The organism is Synechococcus lacustris Maggiore-St4-Slac, assembly GCF_024345595.1.
Taxonomy (GTDB): domain Bacteria; phylum Cyanobacteriota; class Cyanobacteriia; order PCC-6307; family Cyanobiaceae; genus Synechococcus_D; species Synechococcus_D lacustris.
Window position 1 is genome coordinate 44,675 of sequence record NZ_JAGQBK010000007.1, and the last position, 21,855, is coordinate 66,529.

Consider the following 21,855-nt stretch of genomic DNA (forward strand, 5'->3'; position numbering starts at 1 on the left):
TCGGCCCCATGGTGGGTGCCTGGGGGGCTGCTTGGCAAGAACACAGTTTCAAGCTCCAATCACTTGCCTATAGTCATGTGCCTATAGTCATAATTAGAGACTTGTTTTTATGGCTCTACCCCAAGATCAGGGCCCATGGATTTCAAAATCCCTATTCAAAAGCAAGGCTTTGGAATATTTCCGCCATGTTGAAACCAGCGGCGAAACCATTGTGGTTACCGATCACGGCCACCCCACCTTGGAAATCCGCCCCTATGAGCCCCTGCCAAATTCCGAGCTAGACCCTTTGGATCAACTGCGCAACTCAGTAATTAGCTACATCGAACCAACGGAACCGGTGGATCAAGGGCACTGGGAAGCATTGCAGTGATTTTGCTTGATACCCATGTGCTGATCTGGTGGGTAAATGGTGATTTAAGCCGTTTATCAAAAGCAGCCCTAGCTGCGATAGATCTACATAAACAATCCAATCAAAAACAACAACTTCTTGTAAGTGCAATCAGCTGCTGGGAGGTGGCAATGCTGCTAAAACGCGGCCGCCTAAGCCTCAGCATGGATAGCGAAAAATGGTTCAACCTGATCAGTTCCATCCCTGCCATCAAATTCCTGCCCCTTCAGCCTCGAGTTGCCATAAACGCCACCCAACTGCCAGAACCGTTCCATGCCGATCCAGCCGATCGCTTCCTTGTGGCTCAAGCTCGCCAACTAAATCTGCCGTTGGTGTCTGCTGACGCCAGAATCAGGCAATACGCCCACGTGCAATCGATATGGTGACTTCCAGCCCCGCACAAGCCTGGACCAGTGCCGATAGCGCTGCCCTATACGGCCTAGAGCGCTGGGGTGATCCCTATTTCAGCGTTAATAGTTGCGGCCATGTGATCGTGCAGCCCCGCGGTGACCGTGGTGGTTCCCTGGATTTGGTGGAACTGGTGGAGGGCCTGCAAAACCGCAACCTGCACCTGCCACTTTTGATTCGCTTCGACGACATCCTGGAAGACAGGCTGGAGCGGCTCCATGGCGCCTTTGAACGGGCAATCGCCCAATACGGCTATGGCGGTAGATATCAGGGTGTTTTCCCAGTTAAGTGCAACCAACAGCGCCATGTGGTGGAACAGCTGGTGGAGAGTGGTCGCCGTTGGAATTTTGGCCTTGAGGCGGGCAGCAAAGCGGAATTACTGATCGCCCTATCGCTACTAAACGATCCCGCTGCGCTGTTGATCTGCAACGGCTACAAAGACAATCGCTATATAGAAACCGCGATCCTGGCAAGGCAGTTGGGCCGTCAACCGGTGGTGGTTATCGAACAAGCCGATGAGGTGGAACGCATCATCAGCGCCAGCAAAACCCTTGGTGCCGCACCTTTAATAGGCATTCGGGCCAAATTATCTACCCGCAGCACTGGCCGCTGGGGCAGCTCCGTGGGGGAAAGGGCAAAATTTGGCCTATCGGTTCCCGACCTGTTGGCCACCGTGGAGGCATTACGGGCAGCAAATCTACTTAATGATCTGCGGCTGCTGCATTTTCATATCGGCAGCCAAATTAATAATATTGCAGTGCTCAAAGATGCGCTCCAGGAGGCGGGTCAGCTGTATGTGCAACTTGCCGAATTAGGTGCACCCATGGGTTACCTAGATGTGGGCGGTGGCCTTGGTGTTGATTACGACGGCAGCCGCACGGCCAGCGCTGCTTCCACTAATTATTCACTGCAAAACTATGCAAATGATGTGGTGGCAACCATCAAAGAATGCTGCGAACCAAAAGCGATCGCGGTGCCAACTTTAGTTAGTGAAAGTGGCAGGGCGATAGCAAGCCACTTTTCAATATTAGTTTTTAACGTTCTTGGTAATACCGCCGTTGCTGATCAGGTGCCTGATCAGCAACCAGAGGAACCATTAATTGTGCGCAATTTGCGCGAAACTCTCGCTGGCATTAATCCCCAAAATCTACAAGAAGCCTGGAATGATGCCCGTAAATTTAAAGACGATGCCCTATCTAGTTTCAGGCTTGGTTACTTAAGCTTGCAGCACAGGGGCCTGGCGGAACAGCTTTACTGGGCCTGCTGTTGGGCCATAACCCGTGAATTACCTTCAACTGAAGTGCCAGAGGATCTCCGCAGCTTGCAAGCTGCCTTAGCCCACACCTACTACGCGAATCTATCGATTTTTCGCTCCGCTCCAGATACCTGGGCAATTGATCAATTATTTCCGGTGATGCCAATTCACCGCCTAAATGAAAAGCCAAATCAATTGGGCAGTTTTGCTGATTTAACCTGTGATTCCGATGGTAAATTAGCCCGTTTTATTAATTCTGGTAGTGAGAAGCCATTACTAGAACTGCATAGCCTTAAACAAGGGGAACCCTATTGGATTGGCCTTTTCCTTGCTGGCGCATACCAAGAAGTTATGGGTAATTTACATAACTTGTTTGGTAGCACTAATGCCGTAAATATTCGCTTAGGTGCCGGCAGCCAATATCAAGTTGATCACGTGGTACGCGGCAACACAAATGCAGAAGTATTAAAGGCTATGGAACATAACCCAAACATCCTGCTTGAGCGCCTGCGTCAAGCCAGTGAAGCTTCAATCTCCCGCGGTGAGTTATCGATTGCAGCTGCCCGCAAATTAATGGAACACCTTGAACAATCGCTTCAACAAAGTACCTATCTAGAAGCCGATTACCAAGGGGAACCCATCAATTGAATGCCACCCCAAAAATAGGGATGGGTTAATCCCGATGCTGCTATGCGCCTTTGGCTTGCATCCAAACCAGCCAGCAATACTTCACCAGAAGCACCAACTACACGATCAGCTTCTAAACGTATTAAGCCCCTAGAAAAAGCTTGGCGGGTGAGTTGTAAAGCCTCAGCCTTTGGCACGCCAGCTTCTAAATGGCGATAGGTTTGCACAAAGAAAGCAGAAGTTGCCACATCATCCACATACCAAAGGCTACCGATTGCACTGCGAGCACCCGCCTGAAGCGCAAGGCCCGCAAAACCAAGTTCGCTATCAGGATCACCAATGGCCGTACGGCAAGCGCTAAGGCTGATTAGATCAAGGCTGGCATCAGCGCGGCGACTGCGCAAGGAGGCGAATTCCTTGAGCGCAACAGCTCCTGTGCCGGTATAAATGCGCGATTGGGATGGACCACCCGGCAAAAATTCAGCATGGGTAGCCACATGAACCCGCCGAAAACGCGGGTCGGCAGCTGATATCAAAAGTGCGCTTGGGGTGAAAGCTTGATTAAGAAAAATCTCTGATTTTTGACCAATCGACACTGCCCGCAATTCCTCTGGCACCAGCGGTAAGGGTGCCAAACCATCAAAGCTAGATGCGCCTAGGGCAAGCAGATCACCACCGCGGCCAAGGGGTGCCTGAAGATTAGTGAGATTGAGAGAAGGCGTAAGTGATAAACCATATTGTTCACCTAGAAATTGCTTACCGTTATGTAATGCCGCATAGGGAATTGCCTGTAAACCTTGATCGGCGCTTAAAAGCAAGGTGGTGATCTTTTGCTCCTGCAGAATTGGCTCTAGGGAAGTAAAGATTTGGCGATATAAACTGCGGGAAGGGCCATTCGCATCATTAACTGCCAGATTTTCCTGACGGGAAAGTGCCCCATAAAGCTTTTGCAGTGAATCGCGGAAATCAGCTTGGCGCAATGGCACACGGATTCCTTTTGGTTCGCCTGTTGCTGTAATTAAAACCAAATCTAATTGAGCATCAAAGCCGCCAACAGCAGCATTTGAGTAGCGCAGATGCAAAACCGCTGGATTATAAGCAGCGCGATTAAAAGCAGGATTAAGCAGCGCCTGATTGTTAGTTGCAGCGCTTGCTAGCAAACCAAGGCCGGGATCAAGCCCTAATCCTGCTTGCTTTCCAGCCGCTGTTCTCACTGATGTAATCGCAGTCTTTAAGCCATTTTGAATATCAACAGTGCTGAGTGATTTCGCAGCCTCCTGCAACGAAAGCCCTAAGGCAACAGCTACTTTTTCACTATTTCTTTGCTCAGATTGCTCCAAAGAAGCAATCACCTGAGCCGATGCAATTCGCTCAGATGCAGTAGGCGCTAACGCCGGAGGCGGTGCTGCGGCCGCAGGGGCTGGAGCGGCAGGTGCTGGTGCTGGAGCCGCTGGTGCTGGAGCCGCAGGGGCTGGTGCGGCAGGTGCTGGTGCTGGTGCAACTGCGCGCGGCGCGGGCGTTGGCGCTGGCGGCGTTGGGCGGGGCTTTTGATCTGGTGTTGGTGTAGGCGTAGGTGTAGGTGTAGGCGTAGGTGTTGGTGTAGGCGTAGGTGTTGGCGTAGGTGTAGGCGTAGGTGTTGGTGTTGGTGTAGGTGTTGGCGTTGGCGTTGGCGTTACTGAATTTGGTAATGAAACTAAGGATTGATAAAGCCCGCCGCCTAAATAGGGAGTGAAGTTGGCAACTGTGCCGCTGGTGATGTTATTTGCAACAGTCCATGGCCCAAAAATTGTTTCACGGCCGGTTACTCTTAAGGAAGTTGCAGTATTATCGTAAGGTTCAATATTAGCTTTAATTTGTATACTACCTGAAGGGCAATTAGCCCCGCACGGCACTCCAAAACCAGCTAAATTGTTCAAGTCGGCCGTAGTGCTTACAAAGCCAGATTGTGAAGCGATGCCACCCACCTGGGAAGCACTTGTATAAGGAGTAAATGTGCCAGCACTTGGGTTATAACTACCCACCTGAAAATCAGTAGCAATATCTGAAGAAGGTGCTATAAAAGTACCGTTAAAAGCTTGGGCATAAATACGCAACTTATCCACTTTTAGAGGATCACCTTCGATATTAATTTTTGAGCCAGCAAGATTTAAGTGGGGCAAACTAAAGCCCCCCTGCACACTAATAGGAGCACCGCCTTGCCCCTGGGCCATTGTTGAACTGGTGGAATCCATTAGAATTCCCACATACTCCGCTGTGATCCAATTAGGAGTTGTTACTTGCAACCCGCTTCTATCAATATTCATATCAAATGGAAATAAAGCTTGGCTTGATGGATCACGAAACATCAATGCATCCACCGCAAACAGTGATAGAGGCGTTAAACCACTGCTCGAAAAGCCCTTTTCCACGATGAATCCAAACGGATTCATCAACATCAACGCAGGGCTGGCACCGCCCCAATTGCGACCTCCCAAAGGACCTGCCAATTTGCTTGGCCCCGTTTCGATCCGGCCAAAAATCATCCCGACGCCAGTACTGCCGCTGCCATCAAATACGGCGGAACTGCCCGGAGCTATATCAAAACGACTAAAAGAATGGAAAAGCTTGTTGCCCCGCTGGGTGCCCCCTGTTATTACCGCTTCAGAACTGGTGCCACCAACCTGTGTAGATAAATTACGCGCTCCACTGCTACCCAGCACTTGGGCAGTGGCATTGGTTGACAGCCCAAAACTCAAGCCCAGCACTGCAAAAAGGCCTACTGTGATGTTCCGATTTTTTGCCAGTGCCATGGGCTGCCAGTGGAATTGGTGAATCCTCCCCCCAGACAATCTCATAAACACAGGCAAAAATCACTAAATACTGTGCGGCCCCTCACAAATGCTTTGGCTGCTAGCCCAATTGGTTGAACCGGCCCTGCAGCCAGGCCCCGTAAGGCTGCCGAGCAATGTGCCAATCGAAAGAGCCGCGCCAGCCACGGCCGCGCCAGCGGTTGAACTAAGCCCAGAATTAAAAGATTCTCGTTTATACACGCCAGAGGCATTGCAAGATCAATTAGAGCGCTGCCAGCAAGAGAATCCAATTAATAATAATATTCAAAACCTGAACAATTGCGCCGCTGCCCTCACCGCCCAGCTCGTTGCAAAGGGCTACTTAAATTCAAGGGTAATCGTTGATCAACTAACAAATCCAGCGCGGTTGGAATTAGTGGAAGGCAGGCTAGTTGAATTAAGGGTGCAAAGCAGTAATGCCTCCTTAGCGCGCAGAGTTAAAGCATGGTTGGCACCTCTCCAACAGGGGGCTTTACGGGTAGATTTATTAGAAGAAAGCTTACAAAAGCTTAGACAGCGGCCTGATATAGCAGCGGTGCGGGGCAACTTGGGCCGTTTGGGTAGTGATCCAGCCAAGGCTGTGTTAAACATCACAGTGGAGCCCGCTGCTCAACCGATCAGAGGTGAAATAAACCTTCGCAATGATGGTAACCCAGGCACTGGAGAAGCCCGCGGAGTGCTTGGTCTTAGCAAAATTGGCCTTCTCCAAAACAGCGATCAACTCCTTGTTTTTGCTGAAATCAATACCGATCGCGACCCAGAAGTTGGCTATGTACTCGGATCAATTAGTTACACAGCTAATCTAAATAATCAACTGAGTTTCACCAGTGCCTTTGGTTATAGTCGCCGCAATCTAATCGAAATAGATCAACCATACCATGATCTTTCCTACAGGCAATTACAAGGTTATGGTCAATTAAATTGGAACCTAATAGATGGCTTAAGTTCTCAATTGTACGCATTCACTGGGCTCAGTGTTAACCGCAACGATGTGTTTTTAGCAGATAAAGCAGTTCCCCTACTTGTTGGTGGCAATAGCAACGGCTGGTTGCGCACCGGTTTCATTCGAGCAGGCCTTGGCTTCAACAACTCTGGCCAATCCCTTGCCTGGGGAGGGCAGTTATATGGCTTACAGGGAATTCAGGGCTTTTCCACCCCCAGCCAACAGCTTGCCCTTGGCGAAGTTGGCATTCGCCCTGGAGAAGCCAGGGCAATAGGGGCAAGCCTATCGGGCAGTTGGTTAGCCCTACCCCAATTGCAATTAAGCATTCGCAGCGCTGCCCAATGGGCCTTTAACCCCCTCAGCAGCGACATGGGATTCAGCATTGGCAGTGATAGCGGCCTCCGCGGTTTGCCGGGCCAGCTGGTTAGTGGCGACAGCGGCTATCTGGGCTACATAGAGGCCGCCTATACCCTTTGGAAAGGTGGCTCTAATCGCCTACAGCTAGTGCCTTTTATCGGTGCCGGCGGGGTTGAAAGCAACCGCAACTCAATCAATTTCAACGACACCGCTGGAGCGGGGGGGGCATTTTTACGTTGGCAGCAGGGAAATACTTGGAGTGCGGAGCTCGGCTGGGTGGGTCCCTTCCAAACAGAAGCGCAAACCCTTTGGAATAACTGGCTGATAAGTGATGGTTTGTATAGCCAACTAAAAGTGCGTTTTTGAAAATGCTTTTTCCCAGCCCAAGGCGCTGGAACCACTGGATCAGCTTAGTAACCCCCTATGGGGTTGCTGGAATTTTGCTTTGGGGATTAAGCAGTAGCGGCATTGGCGAAAACCTCAACCTTTTGCTCTACGACGCCAGCATCCAAGTGCGCAAAGCACCCAGCGGTATCGATACACCAATTCGCTTAATTGGTATCAATGAATCGGATATCCGTAGATATGGCTGGCCCATAAACGACAGGCAGCTCACAGCAGGTTTGCAAATCCTTAGGGCAGCTGGCGCCACCGCCATCGGCTTAGATATCTACCGCGATAAGGGTGTCGATCCAGGTAGTGCTGAATTACGCCAAGAGTTAAAAGAAAATCCAAAGTTGGTGGCAATTTTTAATGCCGCTGAGGCAATTCCAGCGCCTCCGGGCACCCGCCCCCAGCAGCAAGCTTTCAATGATCTGGTTTTAGATGGCGATGGGGTGCTACGGCGCGACCTGGTGCACGTTGATGGCCAACCACCTGCCTATTTAGCTTTACCGCTACGCCTATGGGAAAAGGCTCAAAGCAATCAGCAACTGCGTTCAACTTTTAACAATCCCCAACTGCAAAGTCGCTGGTTAACACCAGGTTCCGGTGGATACAGGCAAGTTGATGCAGCTGGTAGACAAAGAATGCTGAGTTTTTTACAACCTGGTAGCTTTCCTATTTGGAACCTCTCATCCCTTTTAGATAACAAAATTCCAAAGGCTGATCTAAAGGGCAAAATTATTTTAATCGGTAGTGTTGCACCCTCTCTTCGGGATAATTTCAACACCCCCCACACCCGTTTTAGTGGTGCGGCACAACTGGCCACAATGCCTGGCGTGGAAGTGCATGCCCACCGCTTAGCAGCCCTAAGCCGCCTAGGGCAGGGCAACCACTACCAGATGAATGTGCTACCGGCTTTCACTGAAACCATTGCCCTAGCACTGATTACAGCCGCTGGCATCGCCATTGGCGAAGGAATTAAGGCCCTACGGCGCAGCGGTTGGATTTTGCTTAGTGGCGAGCTTTTACTGCTGGCCATTGGTTTTGGCCTGCTGCTTCAAGGCATTTGGATTGGCATCAGCATCCCCATGACTACCCTTGCCTTGATCACAGCCGCCGGTTGGCTGCGGCGAGGTGCTGCCGGGCAGTTACAACGGCGCCAAATCGAACGTTTATTGGGGCAAACCACCTCTCCCGAGGTGGCTGCTGAATTGTGGAAACAACGGGAATCACTATTGGAGGAGGGGCGCTTTCCTGGCAGGGAATTAGCCGTAACGATTCTATTTGCCGATATTGTTGGCTTCAGCCAAGTGGCTGAGGGATTTCAACCGGCTGAAACGCTGCAATGGGTTAATGCCGGCATGGAAAAATTTGTGCAGGTAATCCATAGCAATGGGGGCATGGTAAATAAATTCACCGGTGATGGTTTCCTTGCGGTATTTGGGGTGCCCCTAGCTCAAAACCCCACGCAAACCGCAAACCAAGCTTTAAATAGTGCCGCCGCATTGCAGCACACATTACTTGAATTAAATCAACAATTACTAGCGGAAAATCGGCCTGCAATGAAATTACGGGTGGGCCTCCATAGCGGCGAAGTAATCACTGGCTCCATGGGTAGTAGCGAACGTATGGAATATGCCGTTATTGGCGATGTAGTAAATGTTAGCTCGCGCCTTGAATCACTGAATAAGGAACGCCAGGTTAATCTCTGCAGGGTATTGCTATCGAAGGAGACCCTAAATCTATTAACAAATCCCGAGCAATGGCAATTCAACTGCTGGGGCAGCTTCCCCCTCAAGGGCAGAGATCAAAGCGTTGAGGTATACGAATTAACAGGTATAAATAACTAAAGTTTCTGACAGCGCACCGGTAATTGCTCAGGCCAATTACCTGGCAGAGGGTCACCACCTAAAAACTTGCTTATTTCAGTTGTAGGAATGCTTGAACCACAGCTTGCCGCCAGGCGGTTGAGGAGGGTTCCAGATCCAACCCCTTGCCCGGGGCGAATCAAGCTAAGGGCAGGCGGCGAGGCAGTGGTAATAAAACCAAGGGGGTCGCCAGCTAAACCAACTGCCCCAGGGCAAAGGAAAGAACTCTCCCAGCGGGTTTCAGCCGTTAAAGCGGGCAGGGTAATTAGCCTCACCCCAGCGGCCATGGGCTCCAACTGGTAGGAGCGCAGCCCCTGCAAATTTATTAATAGTGGATAGGTTTGGACAGCGGGGCCCTCCAAAATGGCAATGGTGGCTGGTTTGCCCTTGGCCACCTCTTGAATATTGGCAGGCAACACCAGGTGGGCAACCAACCTTGAAGTGCATTCCCCCCTGGTGCCTCCCCCCACCCGGCGGCCAGGGAATTGACTGCGGGTATCTGTTGTTTGGGCGAAGCCAAGGCTTGGTAGCAGTGCTGTGGCGCACAGCGCAAAAAGCAAGTGTTTAAACAAACCCATAATCAACTGCCTGGAACACCCATTTACCTTTGCACAACTTGTTGAATCAAGCCCATGGCCCAACACAAGGGCCGCCGTGATTTAACTCACAACAAGCAGCGCCGTTTGAGCGGTTCTTCACTCAATAAACGCATACCTGCAGCCGTTTCCTCCAGATAACCCCGCTCCCGCAATTTGCTTAGGGTGCGCGAGGTTGTTTCCCTTGATAAACCAGCGATTGCCGCCAGTTCCCGTTGGCCAAGGGCGGGGAACACACTCAACACATTGGCGCCAGATTGGCTGAGGCAAGCCAATTGGGCCAAAGCATTCAAGAGGCGGGTGCTGGCATCGGCTGAATGGATCGCAAAACGGCGATTTAACTCCCGCAAGCGCTTGCTTTGCAATTGGGCAATCGCCAATGAAAGGGGCGCTCGGCTAAGCATCAATTGCCGAAATAATGCGCCTGAGAACTTAACCAAATTCAATGGAGTGAGGCTGAGCACATCAGCGGAACGCGGTTTTTCATCCAATAAAGCCATTTCGCCGAAAACATCACCAGGCCCAAGCAAACACAACACCACTTCTTCGCCATCAGGGCTGAAACATCGCACCTTTGCTAAACCAGCACGGATCAAAAAAAGGGTTTCACCCCAGTCGCTCTCCTGCACAAGCAACTGATCTTCTCCAAGGGCACTGGCCAGATGACGCTCCAGCAGCCGCTCTAAATCAGCCTGTTCTAAACTTTCAAATAGTGGGAAAGCGCGCAGCAGTTCAGGGGTGAGGGGAGCGATGGCCATGGCTAAACGGCAAACACAACAATGGCCAGCAGGGTCCAAATTGCTTTAGAAAACAAATGCAAACTTTGATCAACGGGTAAGCGATACAAATTTCGGCACTTGCCCCAATCAATCAACATATGCACAAGCCATTCAGCAAGGCCAAGCAACGGTACCCCAGTTAATAAAGCCACGATCAAACCATGAATTGCACCATGGGCTGTTAACCAATAGCCCCATGGCAAGGAATGGTTGGGCCCCGCGCATTTCTCCCTCGCCATGCGGCCGTTCTGGAGAGCAAAGTCGCCAAGGAAATGCCCCATCAGCAGCAGCAGTAGCAAGTTGATGAACGCCATAGAAAAGCCCTTTGGGCATTGATAAAGAACGATCTGGCGCCAGGATGAGGTTTAAATCTCCCCCAAACGCCATGGCTGCGTGGCTGATCTGCATAGCCGCCCTATTTCTACTGCAGCTGTTCAGCCGCAGCATCCATAGGTTTTGGGGCTATCGCTTCCCCTGGCGCATCAGCAGCGCCGCCCTTTTGGCCTGGGCCCTTGGCGCCACATTTCCAATGTCTGGCGGTTTTGGCCTAGCCGATGACTTGCTAGTGGCCCTTGCAATCACAAGGGTGCTGCTTTGGTTTGGCCTGGAACTATTACCCCGCTGGCGCCTGCTGCCCCATAGCCCGAAAATCCTGCGGGATCTGCTTTTTGTGCTGATTAGCGGTTTGCTTGTGGTGATTACCTTGCAACAGCGGGCCAAGGTAGACCTGCTCGGCATCGTTACCACCTCAGCGGTGCTAACTGCAATTATTGGTTTGGCGGCCCAGGAACCGCTTAAAGATCTGCTCGGCGGCCTCAGCCTGCAATTGGAGCAGGTGCTTCGGGAGGGAGATTGGATTGAGGTGGGTGGTTTGATCGGCCAAGTGCAATCGATCAGTTGGCGCGACACCCAATTGCGTTGTGTGGATGGTTCAAAACTTGTTATGCCCAATGCCCGGGTAACCGCTTCTGACCTACGCAATTTCAGCGGTTATGGGCCCCATGCCAATCGCATCTTTGTGGGCCTCGACTACAGCCTGCCACCGGGCCAAGCCAAAGAACTACTGCTGCTGCTGGCACATCAACACCCACTGGTATTGAGCGATCCAGCCCCAGTGGTGCGCCTTGCCGGCTTCGACGACAGTGCCATCCGCTACGAATGGCTGGTGTGGCAAGCCAGCTACGGCAACAGCTTGGGATTACGCAGCGATCTACTCGAACAACTGTGGTATGCCCTGGCTCGCCAAGGCCAAAGCATCCCCTATCCCATCCGCGACGTACGCCTTAGCGATGCCAAAAACACAACAAATACTTCAAATAAAAATGAGATCAAACAGCTACTTGAAGAAACACCCCTGTTTGGCGGCCTTAGCTCAACCCAGTTGGAGGATCTAATCGAAGCAAGCCAATGCAGTAGCTATGGCAATGGTGAAACTGTGGTTGCAGAGGGAGACGATGGTGATTCATTATTTGTGGTGTGCCACGGCCGCATGGCGGTAAGCCGCTTGCAAAGCAATGGCGAGAATTTGGCGATTGCAGAACTAAAACGGGGCGATTTATTTGGTGAAATGACCCTATGCACTGGCGAATGTCGCTCCGCCACGGTGCGAGCTGAAGGGGAGGTGCGCCTATTGGAAATCGATCGCGAAGCCCTAGCCAGCCTTTTAAATGATGATCCAAGCCTGCTCGATCGCATTGGCCTTTTAGTGAGCCGTCGCCAAGCTCAACTACAACAACTTGAAGCAGAAGCGGCAAAAACCCAACAACAAGACCTGCTGCTGCGCATGCAAAGGCTGTTTAAAGCGTGGCTACTGTGAGCCTTTGCGCTAGTTGCCGCAATAGGTCGCGGCTGAACTGAGGGGAGCGATGCAGCAATTCCTCAAAGGCATCGCTTGGCAATTGGAAAGCCCTGAGGCCCTCTGGGCCGGCCAAAACGGTGCGGCTGCGGCTCATGCCAGTAATCACACCCATTTCACCAAGGGTTTGGCCGGGCCCAAGGATCACAACAGATCCCCCTTGACCAGTGAGGCGTCCTTCACCAGCCAGCACCACGGCAACCCCATCACTAACAGCCCCCTGCTCAATCACCACCTCGCCAGGTTGCCACTGGTGGATATGGCCTTGGCTTGCCACCCAAACCAAACCAGCCGGCAGTAGATCACTAAACAGTGGTGATGAGGCAAGAAAAGGAAATTCCGCTGCATCTTGGTGGGATTGGCCGCTTAATTGGATTTCCAAAAATGCTGAACTAGCCAAACCTTGGCGCGGATTTTGGAGCCTGCGGGCAAGCCTCTCTGGAAATAACTCACGTTCAAGTAGCAATACCCAACCTGCGGTGTCGGGGTCGGGGTCGCTAAAGAGCAAATCCAAAGCCTCTTCCAAGCTGCCCGCCGGCTCCACGCAGCTGGGCAGTGGCTCTAAATTTGCCTGCTGCAATTTTGGAATCAGCAACGCCTCAAGCCCTGCGCAGCGCAATTGCATCGCTAGCAACAGGGGGCGCAACAAGGCGATTTGCTCGCTTTGTTGTTTTAGTAGAGCGGCCAAACCAGCCTGCTGATGCCAATCAGCCACCTGCTGGCTGAGCCGAGTTAGGGCTTGTTCCCCCTTAGGGCCAAACTTTGCCAAGGCACTTTGCCAATTTTCCTCAGCCAGGCCGCAGCTTTGACGGATCTGCTCCAAGCGTTGCTTCAATATTTCACTAATGCTCGCTAGATCCAGCACCTGCAGGCCAGCAGTTGCAAGCAACTCCTCAATGGCCTCGGTAACCGCTTCCTGGCGTAGATCATTGATCTGGCGTTGGCGCGCATCAAGTTTGAGCAGATTGGGTTCCTCTTCTGCCAATAAACGCATCGCTTCGTGGTGGTCTTGATCCTCTAGGTGCAGGGTTTGGCGCAAATCCTGCAGTTGCAACAGGGAACTGGCCCGCTCCAAGCGGCCGGAGCGCAACATGTCTGCAATTACACCGCGATAGATATTGCGAGCTTGTTGTTGCCCCACCGCAGGCAGGGCCTTTGCCAAAGTGAACACCTCCTGGGGTGAAAGCTCCTCTAAGGAACGACCATCGAGGGCCTGCTGCAATTCAGGTAGATCCTGCAGTTGTTTCCGCAAACTTTCGCTAGTGCTTTCACGCCTATAGGTGGCCTGATCCCGCTGCCAACCGCGAAAGATCCAAATCGCCGAAACCGTTAATACCAAGGAGCGAATCACTTGGCCGCCATTGGAGCCAAGGGCCCCTTGGCTTGGATCCACAAACCAAAAGAAGCTATTAATCGCCAAAAAACTCGCAATTAAGCGGCAACGGCTGGTAGCCAATGCTTTCGCTTCGCGGCGACCTAACCGCTCATATTGCTTTTGCATCTGGCTTTCAAGCCAGCGAAACAAAACAACTGATATAGCCGCCGCGAGGCTAAGGGCAATGGGCACCGCCACCAGGGCAGGCATGGGCAACCACGGCTCTATGGGCTGCAGAGCCCGTTGCGGCAGGTTTGCGTCGTAGGCCCATAAACCGTTGCGCAAATAACCAACATGGGCGCTGTAATCGGTGGCACCAGCCACCATTCGGCGCATTAATTCAAAGAAGGCCAGCACCAGGCCCGGGTAGGAATACCAGGCCCATTCCAAACCTGGTTTTGCCGCCAAATTGTTCCAGAAATGACGCTCTGCATCGATATCAAGGCAAGGGGCCTGACAAGCCACACAGGCGCTTTGCTCCTTACCGCTGTCGCCGATGGTGCGGCACATTGATTGGCTGATTTTTGAACTGCCGATGTGGGCAGTGCTGCCCAGGGGGCCCCGCGGACCGGTGAGCACCGTTTGCACTGGCCCCATGGGGCAAACGTATTGACACCAGGCCTTACCGCCATAGGCCCAACCCACCAGCACTGCAGCGCAGAGGGTGAGCAGCAAAAGCACCGCCAACCCAATGGGGCTGCTGTTCACCAGCAACAGGCGCAGGCAAAGCCCTGAGATCAATAAAGACCACTGCAGCTGAATGTGATGGCGCCCCAGCCATGAATCGGCATTCACCTTCACCACCTCAGGTTTGCCGCCCTTACCGAGGCGAGTGCGTTGGCGACCTAAGGCGCGAAACAATTGCGATGCAAAGGCCAAGGGGCAGATGCGCCGCCATAGCTCGTGGCTGAGCAGCACAATCAGCATCAAGCCCGATGGCACCACCACACCCCAAAAAAGGCGGTTACCCGGATGGCGATGCACCATGCATGAATCCATCCAATCGGCGCATGCCGGTGTCAGGCCCTCCGGCAGGGCAATCACTGGAAACAACAAGGAAACTATCAACAGCAACCAGCCGAGCAGCAAAACCCAGCGCACCAACCGTGCTTGCGATTCAGGCCAGCGGCTGAATATCTGCATCATTTGCTTTAAAGCTGCATTGAAATTAGGTTGCTTTGATGCAGATAACAAAACCGAGTGTTTTAGTTACAGGTGCCTCCAGTGGAATTGGCGCTGCTACCGCAAGCCTGCTGCTGGATCGGGGTTGGCGAGTTTTTGCCGCCGCGCGCCGTTTAGAGCTAATGGCACCCCTAGCGGCCCAGGGGGCGGAGCTCCTGGAGCTTGATCTCAGCAATGCTGAATCCCGCAGTGATCTAGCAGCTCAAATAGCAAACCGGGTTGGTGCCTTGGATGCTTTGGTGAATAACGCTGGCTTTGGCGAAGTGGGCCCCCTAGAAACAATGGAATTGGAGAGAGCCCGGGCAATTTTTGAGGTGAATGTTTTTGGCCTGATGGGGCTCACCCAACTGTTGGTGCCTGCCATGCGGCAACGGGGCTGCGGCCGCATTGTGAATGTGTCTTCCATTGCCGGGCGTTGGGTAACACCTGGTTCCGGCTGGTATGGCGCAAGCAAATTCGCCCTCGAAGCCCTTAGTGATGCCCTAAGGCTGGAATTAAAAAGTTTTGGGCTACAGGTGGTGATCGTGGAGCCCGGTTTAATCGCTACCAATTTTGGTGAGATTGCTTTTCCTTCTATGCAAAAAGCATTGGAATGCAACATCTACGGCAAAATGATGCGCAATGTGCGCGCCGGCTGGGAAAGGGTTTATCAAGGCGCCTCCTCGCCTTTGCTGGTGGCGCAAACGATTGAAAATGCCTTAACAAAACCAAAACCAGCCGCCCGCTACCGCTGCGGCCATCAAGCAATTTCAGTGTTAGCCAGTGAATTACTACCCACAAGCATTTGGGATCGGCTAATTAGCGCCCAGATGCTTCAAAACGCAGATTGAGATTTAAGCGGCCAGGAGCAATTGCTGCAGCTTGGGCCACAAGCAACGCAACCTTATCGGCGGGGGTGCCATCAACGCTTGTTCCACCAGGGGGTTCCATCACTAAATTGAATCCCCAAGCACCCACCACGGTATTGATTTGGCGTTCCTTGTAGCCCTGGGCGGTTAATTCAGTTTTTAATTTTGTTAGTAAGTCTTCTGGGCTCGCGCTGAGCTGGGTATTTAGGCTCGTTTGGCCAAGGCCATTGGCGGCAAATAAAGGAGCTGCTGGCTTGGGTAAAGGCAATTTAAGGCGAGCTAATAATCCAGCAGCCGGCGCAGCAAATGCCAAGGAGGTTTGCAAGCTCAGGGCTAGGCCGATAAGGGGCAGGTACCAACGCATTGGAAAAACTGCAGCTGTGCAACCAGATTAAGCCGATAACAGTTCCAATAATTCCAATCGGGCTGCAGCCAATGCGCCTGGCAGGGCCCCTGGATCCCTGCCGCCGGCCTGGGCCAAATTCGGCCGGCCGCCACCGCCGCCGCCGCAAGCTTTTGCAACAACGCCCACGAATTTGCCGGCCTGTAAACCACGTTTGATTAACTCAGGGCCAAAGGCCACCACCAATGTCACCTTGGCTGGCTCAGGCACCCCTGCAAGCAAAACAGCTGCCCCATCCCCGAGCTGCTCCTGTAGTTGCTGCGCGGCGGTTTGCATTCCATCAGCGCCAATGCCATCAAGGCGGGCCACCAAAATTTGATAATCCCCCACGGTTTCGGCCTGGTTCAGCAATGCCGCTGCTTTAACTAATGCCAGTTCCTCCCGGGCTGCAGCTAATGCCTTACCAGTGGCTTTTAATTCCTCCTGCAAAAGCGCAACCCGTTCCAGGATTTCAGTGGGTTGCACCTTGAAACGCTCGCCGAGGGCCTTCACCACCCCATCACGCTGGTTTAAGTAGGGCAAAAGGGCAGAGCCAGCAACCGCTTCAATCCGACGGATGCCTGCGGCAACGCCTGATTCAGCAATAATTTTGAAGGCACCAAGTTCAGCGGTGTTAGCCACATGGGTGCCGCCGCATAACTCCATCGACACACCCGGCACATCCACCACCCGCACTAGATCGCCATACTTTTCACCAAACATCGCCACCGCCCCAGCGGCCTTGGCCTGCTCGATCGCCATCTCGGCCACCTCCAGAGGGTGGGCCTCGCTGATCCAGCCATTGATCAAAACCTCGATCTGCTCGAGCTCCTCAAGCGTTACGGCACGGGGCGAATGGAAATCAAAGCGAAGCCGCTCAAAATCCACCAGCGACCCTGCCTGGGCAATGCTTGGATCCACTAATTGCTTGAGGGCAGCCTGCAACAGGTGGGTGGCAGTGTGATTTGCCTGGGCGCGGCTGCGGCTAAGGCGATCCACCTGGGCAACTACGCCATCGGCTACGGCAAGGCAACCCCGTTCAACAGTGCCGCTATGCACAAATACACCGCGGTTGCGGCTAACAGCATCAATATTCACTTTTAAATCGCTGCCGGCGGCGCCAACCAGCACACCCCGATCACCCACTTGGCCGCCACCTTCGCCATAAAAGGGGGTGCCATCGAGCAGCAATTGCACTCGATCGCCGGCGGTGGCCTGCTGGGCTGGTTCACCGTTCACCACAAGCGCTAAAACAACAGAAGAGCGCTCAAGGCTTTGATAACCAGTGAAGGTGGTAGCAATAGCGGCGGCGGCCAGCTGATCGATAGCCCCTTGGAGGGTGAGATCAATGCTTACCGCGGCAGCTTTGGCCCGTTTGCGTTGGGCCTCCATTGCCATTTCAAAGCCGGCTAGATCAACCTTGAGACCCTGTTCCGCTGCGATCTCTTCCGTTAGCTCCAGGGGGAAGCCATAGGTGTCGTAGAGCTCAAATGCCTGTTCACCAGTTATTTGGCTGGGCTCACTGGCAAGCACCTCCGCCATCAATTTCTCGCCCCGCTCGAGGGTTTCGAGGAACCGCTCCTCCTCCCGGCTCAGTTCGCCAATAATCGCCTCGCGACGCTCCAACAATTGGGGGTAGGCCTCAGCCATTAGGGCGATCGCCGCTTCACCCATAGTGGTTAAAAAAGGTTTGTTTATTCCTAGTAGCCTTCCGTGGCGCACCACCCGCCGCAGCAGTCGCCTGAGGATGTAGCCGCGACCTAAATTACTGGCGCTTACGCCATCGCAGATCAATTGGGTAATTGCACGGGAATGGTCGCCGATCACCTTTAGCGAGGTTTTGGCTTTGGCATCGAGGTTGCTGTAGTTCAGGCCCGCCAACTCGGCAGCGGTTTCAATTAGGGGGAAGATCAGGTCGGTTTCATAGTTATTGGGCACCTGCTGCAGGATCTGGGCCATGCGCTCTAGGCCCATGCCGGTGTCGATATTGCGATTAGCTAGCGGTGTGAGTTCACCCTCGGCATTGCGGTTGTATTGCATAAACACGAGGTTGTAGAACTCGATAAAGCGCGAGTCGTCTTCTAAATCGATATTGTTGTCGCCCAGTTCAGGTTTGAAGTCGTAATAAATTTCAGAACATGGTCCACAGGGACCGGTGGGGCCTGATGCCCAAAAGTTATCGGCCTCATCCATGCGAATAATCCGTTTGGGGTTAACGCCTACGCTGCTGCGCCAAATCTCAGCGGCTTCGTCGTCTTCCCGGAACACACTCACCACCAGGTTGTTTGCTGAAAGCCCAAATACTTCGGTGCTCAGCTGCCAAGCCCATTTGATTGCATCTTCCTTGAAGTAATCAGCAAAAGAAAAATTGCCAAGCATTTCAAAAAAGGTTTGGTGCCGTGCGGTGCGGCCCACGTTTTCAATGTCGTTGGTGCGAATGCATTTTTGGGAACTGGTGGCCCGCGGCGCCGGCCGCTGCTGCTGGCCCAAAAACACCGGTTTAAAGGGCAACATGCCGGCGATTGTGAGCAGCACCGTGGGGTCTTCCGGCACCAGGGAGGCGCTGGGCACCCGTTTATGGCCCCGCTGTTCAAAAAAAGCGAGGAAGGCTTCGCGGATTTCGGCTCCGCTACGGGGAATGCCGTTACGGGGGATACTTGCCATGGTGAAGCTTCTTAAGCCTGATCAGGCCATGATGCAGCCCCCTATGCCGCTAAGGCCATGAGCCTGCTGCATGCCGTTTGGCTGCAGAAACCTGCTGACCCATGCCTAGCCCTCTGGGCAGATGATTGGCAGGTGGCAAAACCACTGCAACTACACCAGTTACAGCAGGTTCAACAGCACCCCCTCGCCCTTGATGAGGGCCAATTAAAAGCTTGGCTTGGCGAACAGCAACTCCTGCCGGAGGGATTTAGGGGCGAGGAACTGCAGCTGAGCCTGCCCACCCGCAGCAATGGCCTGCCGCTGATGGCTGGTGAAGTTTTACCTAAGCAGTTGGAGTGGTGGCCCTGGCGGGTGGCGGCCCTTGTGGTGCCAGCAGCAAAAGCTGCCCCGTGGCTTAGCAAATTACCCCTGGCGAGCGGCAGCAACCACTGCCTTGGCGATGAACTGTTGTGGTGGAGCCACCTGCAGCGCTGGGTATTGAGCTTGATCGCAAGGGGTCGCTGGCTGCCGGTTGTGCAAAACGGGCAAGGCGGCAAAGCAGAAGCCCGCTGGGAACCACTGCTCAACCATGAGGACGACCGCCGCCGCCTCGAGGATCTAGCCAACCGCATGCCAGCGGTGGTTCTTAGCGCTAGCAGCCATGAAGCAACGGCGATCGCCTGCCAAAAACCAACAGCGGCGCGTCAGCAGGTGGCAGCCATCCTCGCCGTGCTGCTCGATGGCCAATTGCGCGCTGATCAAACAATTGATTCCAGCAAGCTCAACCCCCTGCTCAGCGCCTGGCAGGCGGCCCTAGCCAGCCCCACAGCCAGCCTTGAACTGCCCCCAGAAGAGGGGGAAAGGCTTGCCACCGCAACGGCCCATTGGCGCGAAACAGTGGCGGGACGCATGGCACCAGCCAGGGCCCTTCTGGAACTGCAGGTGCCACCAGAGGGCAGTGAACTGTGGCAATTGCAATTTGGCTTGCAGGCCGAGGCTGATCCCAGCCTGCAAAAACCGGCAGCGGCGGTGTGGGCTGCAGGCGCAGGCAACCTGCAGCTGGGTGAGATTTTGGTGCCAGAACCGGCGGAATTATTGCTGGAGGGCTTGGGCAGGGCCCTGGTGGCATTTGAACCCCTGGCCAGGGGTTTGGAGGAAGCCACCCCTGAACAAATGCAATTGGCCCCAGCCGAGGCCTTTGTTCTGGTGCGCACAGCCACTAACCGCCTGCGGGATGTGGGCGTTGGGGTGGTGTTACCGCCAAGCCTCAGCGGCGGCCTTGCCAGCAGGCTTGGTTTGGCAATTACAGCTGAATTACCAACTGGCACCAAGGGCTTCAGCCTGGGAGAAAGCCTGGATTGGCAGTGGGAGCTGATGATCGGCGGCGTAACAATCAGCCTGAAAGAGCTGGAACGGCTCCAGGCCAAACGCAGCCCCCTGGTGCAACACAAAGGGGCCTGGCTTGAATTACGCCCTGGCGACCTGCGCAATGCTGAAAAATTTTGCGCCATCAATCCAGCCCTCAGCCTCAATGACGCCCTCAGGCTCACTGCCACAGAAGGTGAAAGCCTGCAGCGCTTGCCCGTTCATCAATTCCAAGCCGGACCACGGCTACAGGCGGTTTTAGAGCAATACCATCAGCAAAAAGCCCCCGACCCCCTCCCCGCCCCTGAGGGCTTTAACGGCCAGCTGCGCCCCTATCAGGAACGGGGCCTTGGCTGGCTTGCCTTTCTGCATCGCTTTAACCAAGGCGCCTGCCTGGCAGACGACATGGGGCTTGGCAAAACAATCCAACTGCTGGCCTTTTTGCAACACCTAAAAACAGAAAAAGAATTGCGCCGGCCGGTGTTGTTGGTGGCACCCACCTCAGTGCTCACCAACTGGCTGCGGGAAGCGGCCCAATTCACACCAAAACTGAAAGTGCTGGAGCACTACGGGCCAAAACGAGCTGCTAGCGAAGCTGCCCTAGCCAAAAGCCTTAAGGGGGTAGATCTGATGCTCACCAGCTATGGCTTGCTGCAAAGGGACGGCAACCTGCTGGAAAGTGTTGATTGGCAGGGGGTGGTGATCGATGAAGCCCAAGCGATTAAAAATTCCGCCTCAAAACAAAGCCAAGCCGCCCGCCAAATTGCTCGGCCCCTGCGGCAGGGTCGCTTTCGCATTGCCCTAACCGGCACCCCAGTGGAAAACCGGGCCAGTGAATTGTGGCCATTGCTGGATTATCTAAATCCGCTCGTATTAGGGGAGGAGGATTTCTTTAGGCAACGCTATAAATTACCAATTGAGCGCTATGGCGATAGCTCGTCGTTAAAAGATCTCAAAGCTAGGGTGGGTCCCTTTATTTTAAGGCGCCTAAAAACAGATAAATCAATAATTAGCGACCTACCAGAAAAACTTGAGCTAAATGAATGGGTTGGCCTTAGCCAAGAGCAAAAACAGCTATATACAAAAACCGTTGCCGCTAGTTTAGAAGCGATTCAAAGGGCACCACTCGGCAAAAAACATGGCCAGGTGCTTGCCCTGCTAACCCGCCTAAAGCAGATTTGTAATCACCCAGCCCTCGCCCTTAAGGAGGAATCAATTAGCGATGGATTTGCTGCCAGGTCGGCCAAATTACAACGTTTAGATGAACTACTTGAGGAGTTATTAGAAGCAGGTGATCGCGCCTTACTATTTACCCAATTTGCTGAATGGGGCCACCTTTTACAGGCCCATCTACAGCAGCGCTGGCACCAGGAAGTGCCCTTTTTACATGGGGGCAGCAGTAAAAATGATCGCCAGGCAATGGTGGATCGCTTCCAGCTGGATCCCCGCGGACCGCAACTATTTTTACTATCGCTAAAAGCCGGTGGGGTGGGCTTAAATCTCACCCGTGCCAGCCATGTTTTTCATATCGATCGCTGGTGGAATCCGGCCGTAGAAAACCAGGCCACCGACCGCGCCTATCGAATTGGTCAAATCAATAGGGTGCTGGTACATAAATTTATTACCAGCGGGTCAATTGAAGAGAAAATAGATCGCATGATTCGTGAAAAAGCAAAGCTTGCTGCTGATATTATTGGCAGCGGGGAGGAATGGTTAGGGGGGCTTGAATTCAGCCAATTGGCAGATCTGGTAGCCCTGGAGGATAATTAAAC

15 protein-coding genes are annotated in these 21,855 nt (G+C 53.3%); 8 read left to right on the forward strand and 7 right to left on the reverse strand.

The window, feature by feature from the left end; genetic code table 11:
• Positions 1 to 109 precede the first annotated feature (109 nt).
• Genes KBY68_RS07010 through speA form a run of 3 tightly spaced genes read left to right on the forward strand, consistent with a single transcriptional unit; the run spans position 110 to position 2,699 of the window.
• Positions 110 to 370, forward strand: coding sequence for a type II toxin-antitoxin system Phd/YefM family antitoxin (locus KBY68_RS07010; protein WP_255096485.1), 261 nt, complete (start codon positions 110 to 112; stop codon positions 368 to 370).
• Complete coding sequence (locus tag KBY68_RS07015; protein WP_255096486.1) at positions 367 to 774, forward strand: type II toxin-antitoxin system VapC family toxin; 408 nt, start codon at positions 367 to 369, stop codon at positions 772 to 774. Before KBY68_RS07010 ends, KBY68_RS07015 begins: the two co-directional genes overlap by 4 nt.
• Positions 768 to 2,699, forward strand: coding sequence for a biosynthetic arginine decarboxylase (gene speA, locus KBY68_RS07020; protein ID WP_255096487.1), 1,932 nt, complete (start codon positions 768 to 770; stop codon positions 2,697 to 2,699). The genes KBY68_RS07015 and speA overlap by 7 nt, the downstream gene beginning before the upstream one ends.
• On the opposite strand, the gene KBY68_RS07025 is transcribed toward speA, so the two are convergent.
• Positions 2,675 to 5,467, reverse strand: coding sequence for a CHAT domain-containing protein (locus KBY68_RS07025; protein ID WP_255096488.1), 2,793 nt, complete (start codon positions 5,465 to 5,467; stop codon positions 2,675 to 2,677). The genes speA and KBY68_RS07025 overlap by 25 nt on opposite strands.
• Positions 5,468 to 5,555: 88 nt before the next feature.
• On the opposite strand from KBY68_RS07025, the gene KBY68_RS07030 reads away from it, so the two are divergent.
• Together KBY68_RS07030 and KBY68_RS07035 are read left to right on the forward strand one after the other, a co-directional pair.
• On the forward strand, positions 5,556 to 7,172 hold the full coding sequence (locus tag KBY68_RS07030; protein WP_255096490.1) for a ShlB/FhaC/HecB family hemolysin secretion/activation protein: 1,617 nt from the start codon (positions 5,556 to 5,558) through the stop codon (positions 7,170 to 7,172).
• Positions 7,173 to 7,174: 2 nt separating this feature from the next.
• A complete protein-coding gene (locus tag KBY68_RS07035) occupies positions 7,175 to 9,040 on the forward strand; it encodes a CHASE2 domain-containing protein (RefSeq protein ID WP_255096491.1) in 1,866 nt (621 codons plus the stop codon).
• On the opposite strand, the gene KBY68_RS07040 is transcribed toward KBY68_RS07035, so the two are convergent.
• From KBY68_RS07040 to KBY68_RS07050, 3 genes are all read right to left on the reverse strand, one after another.
• Positions 9,037 to 9,636: a hypothetical protein gene (locus KBY68_RS07040; protein WP_255096493.1), complete on the reverse strand. Its 600-nt coding sequence runs from the start codon at positions 9,634 to 9,636 to the stop codon at positions 9,037 to 9,039. The two genes, KBY68_RS07035 and KBY68_RS07040, sit on opposite strands and share 4 nt — an antisense overlap.
• 86 nt (positions 9,637 to 9,722) lie before the next feature.
• Positions 9,723 to 10,412, reverse strand: coding sequence for a Crp/Fnr family transcriptional regulator (locus KBY68_RS07045; protein ID WP_261345765.1), 690 nt, complete (start codon positions 10,410 to 10,412; stop codon positions 9,723 to 9,725).
• Positions 10,413 to 10,414: 2 nt separating this feature from the next.
• Complete coding sequence (locus tag KBY68_RS07050) at positions 10,415 to 10,747, reverse strand: DUF3307 domain-containing protein (RefSeq protein ID WP_255096495.1); 333 nt, start codon at positions 10,745 to 10,747, stop codon at positions 10,415 to 10,417.
• A gap of 71 nt (positions 10,748 to 10,818) precedes the next feature.
• Between KBY68_RS07050 and KBY68_RS07055 the strand changes: the two genes are divergently transcribed.
• Complete coding sequence (locus KBY68_RS07055) at positions 10,819 to 12,249, forward strand: mechanosensitive ion channel family protein (RefSeq protein ID WP_255096496.1); 1,431 nt, start codon at positions 10,819 to 10,821, stop codon at positions 12,247 to 12,249.
• On the opposite strand, the gene KBY68_RS07060 is transcribed toward KBY68_RS07055, so the two are convergent.
• The gene (locus tag KBY68_RS07060; protein WP_255096497.1) at positions 12,230 to 14,809 is read right to left on the reverse strand and encodes a cyclic nucleotide-binding domain-containing protein; all 2,580 of its coding nucleotides are present in this window, start codon (positions 14,807 to 14,809) and stop codon (positions 12,230 to 12,232) included. The genes KBY68_RS07055 and KBY68_RS07060 overlap by 20 nt on opposite strands.
• A 35-nt stretch (positions 14,810 to 14,844) precedes the next feature.
• Here KBY68_RS07060 and KBY68_RS07065 point away from each other — a divergent pair, with 35 nt between their 5' ends.
• Positions 14,845 to 15,675 carry an SDR family NAD(P)-dependent oxidoreductase gene (locus KBY68_RS07065; protein ID WP_255096499.1) on the forward strand — a complete coding sequence of 277 codons (831 nt, stop codon included), beginning with the start codon at positions 14,845 to 14,847 and terminating at the stop codon, positions 15,673 to 15,675.
• Here the strand turns inward: KBY68_RS07065 and KBY68_RS07070 are convergent.
• The gene (locus KBY68_RS07070; protein WP_255096500.1) at positions 15,644 to 16,057 is read right to left on the reverse strand and encodes a hypothetical protein; all 414 of its coding nucleotides are present in this window, start codon (positions 16,055 to 16,057) and stop codon (positions 15,644 to 15,646) included. The two genes, KBY68_RS07065 and KBY68_RS07070, sit on opposite strands and share 32 nt — an antisense overlap.
• Before the next feature lie 27 nt (positions 16,058 to 16,084).
• Positions 16,085 to 18,739, reverse strand: coding sequence for an alanine--tRNA ligase (gene alaS / locus KBY68_RS07075; RefSeq protein WP_255096501.1), 2,655 nt, complete (start codon positions 18,737 to 18,739; stop codon positions 16,085 to 16,087).
• Positions 18,740 to 18,796: 57 nt separating this feature from the next.
• On the opposite strand from alaS, the gene KBY68_RS07080 reads away from it, so the two are divergent.
• Entirely contained in the window at positions 18,797 to 21,853 is a 3,057-nt protein-coding gene (locus tag KBY68_RS07080) for a DEAD/DEAH box helicase (protein WP_255096502.1), read from the forward strand.
• The last annotated feature ends 2 nt before the right edge of the window (positions 21,854 to 21,855 follow it).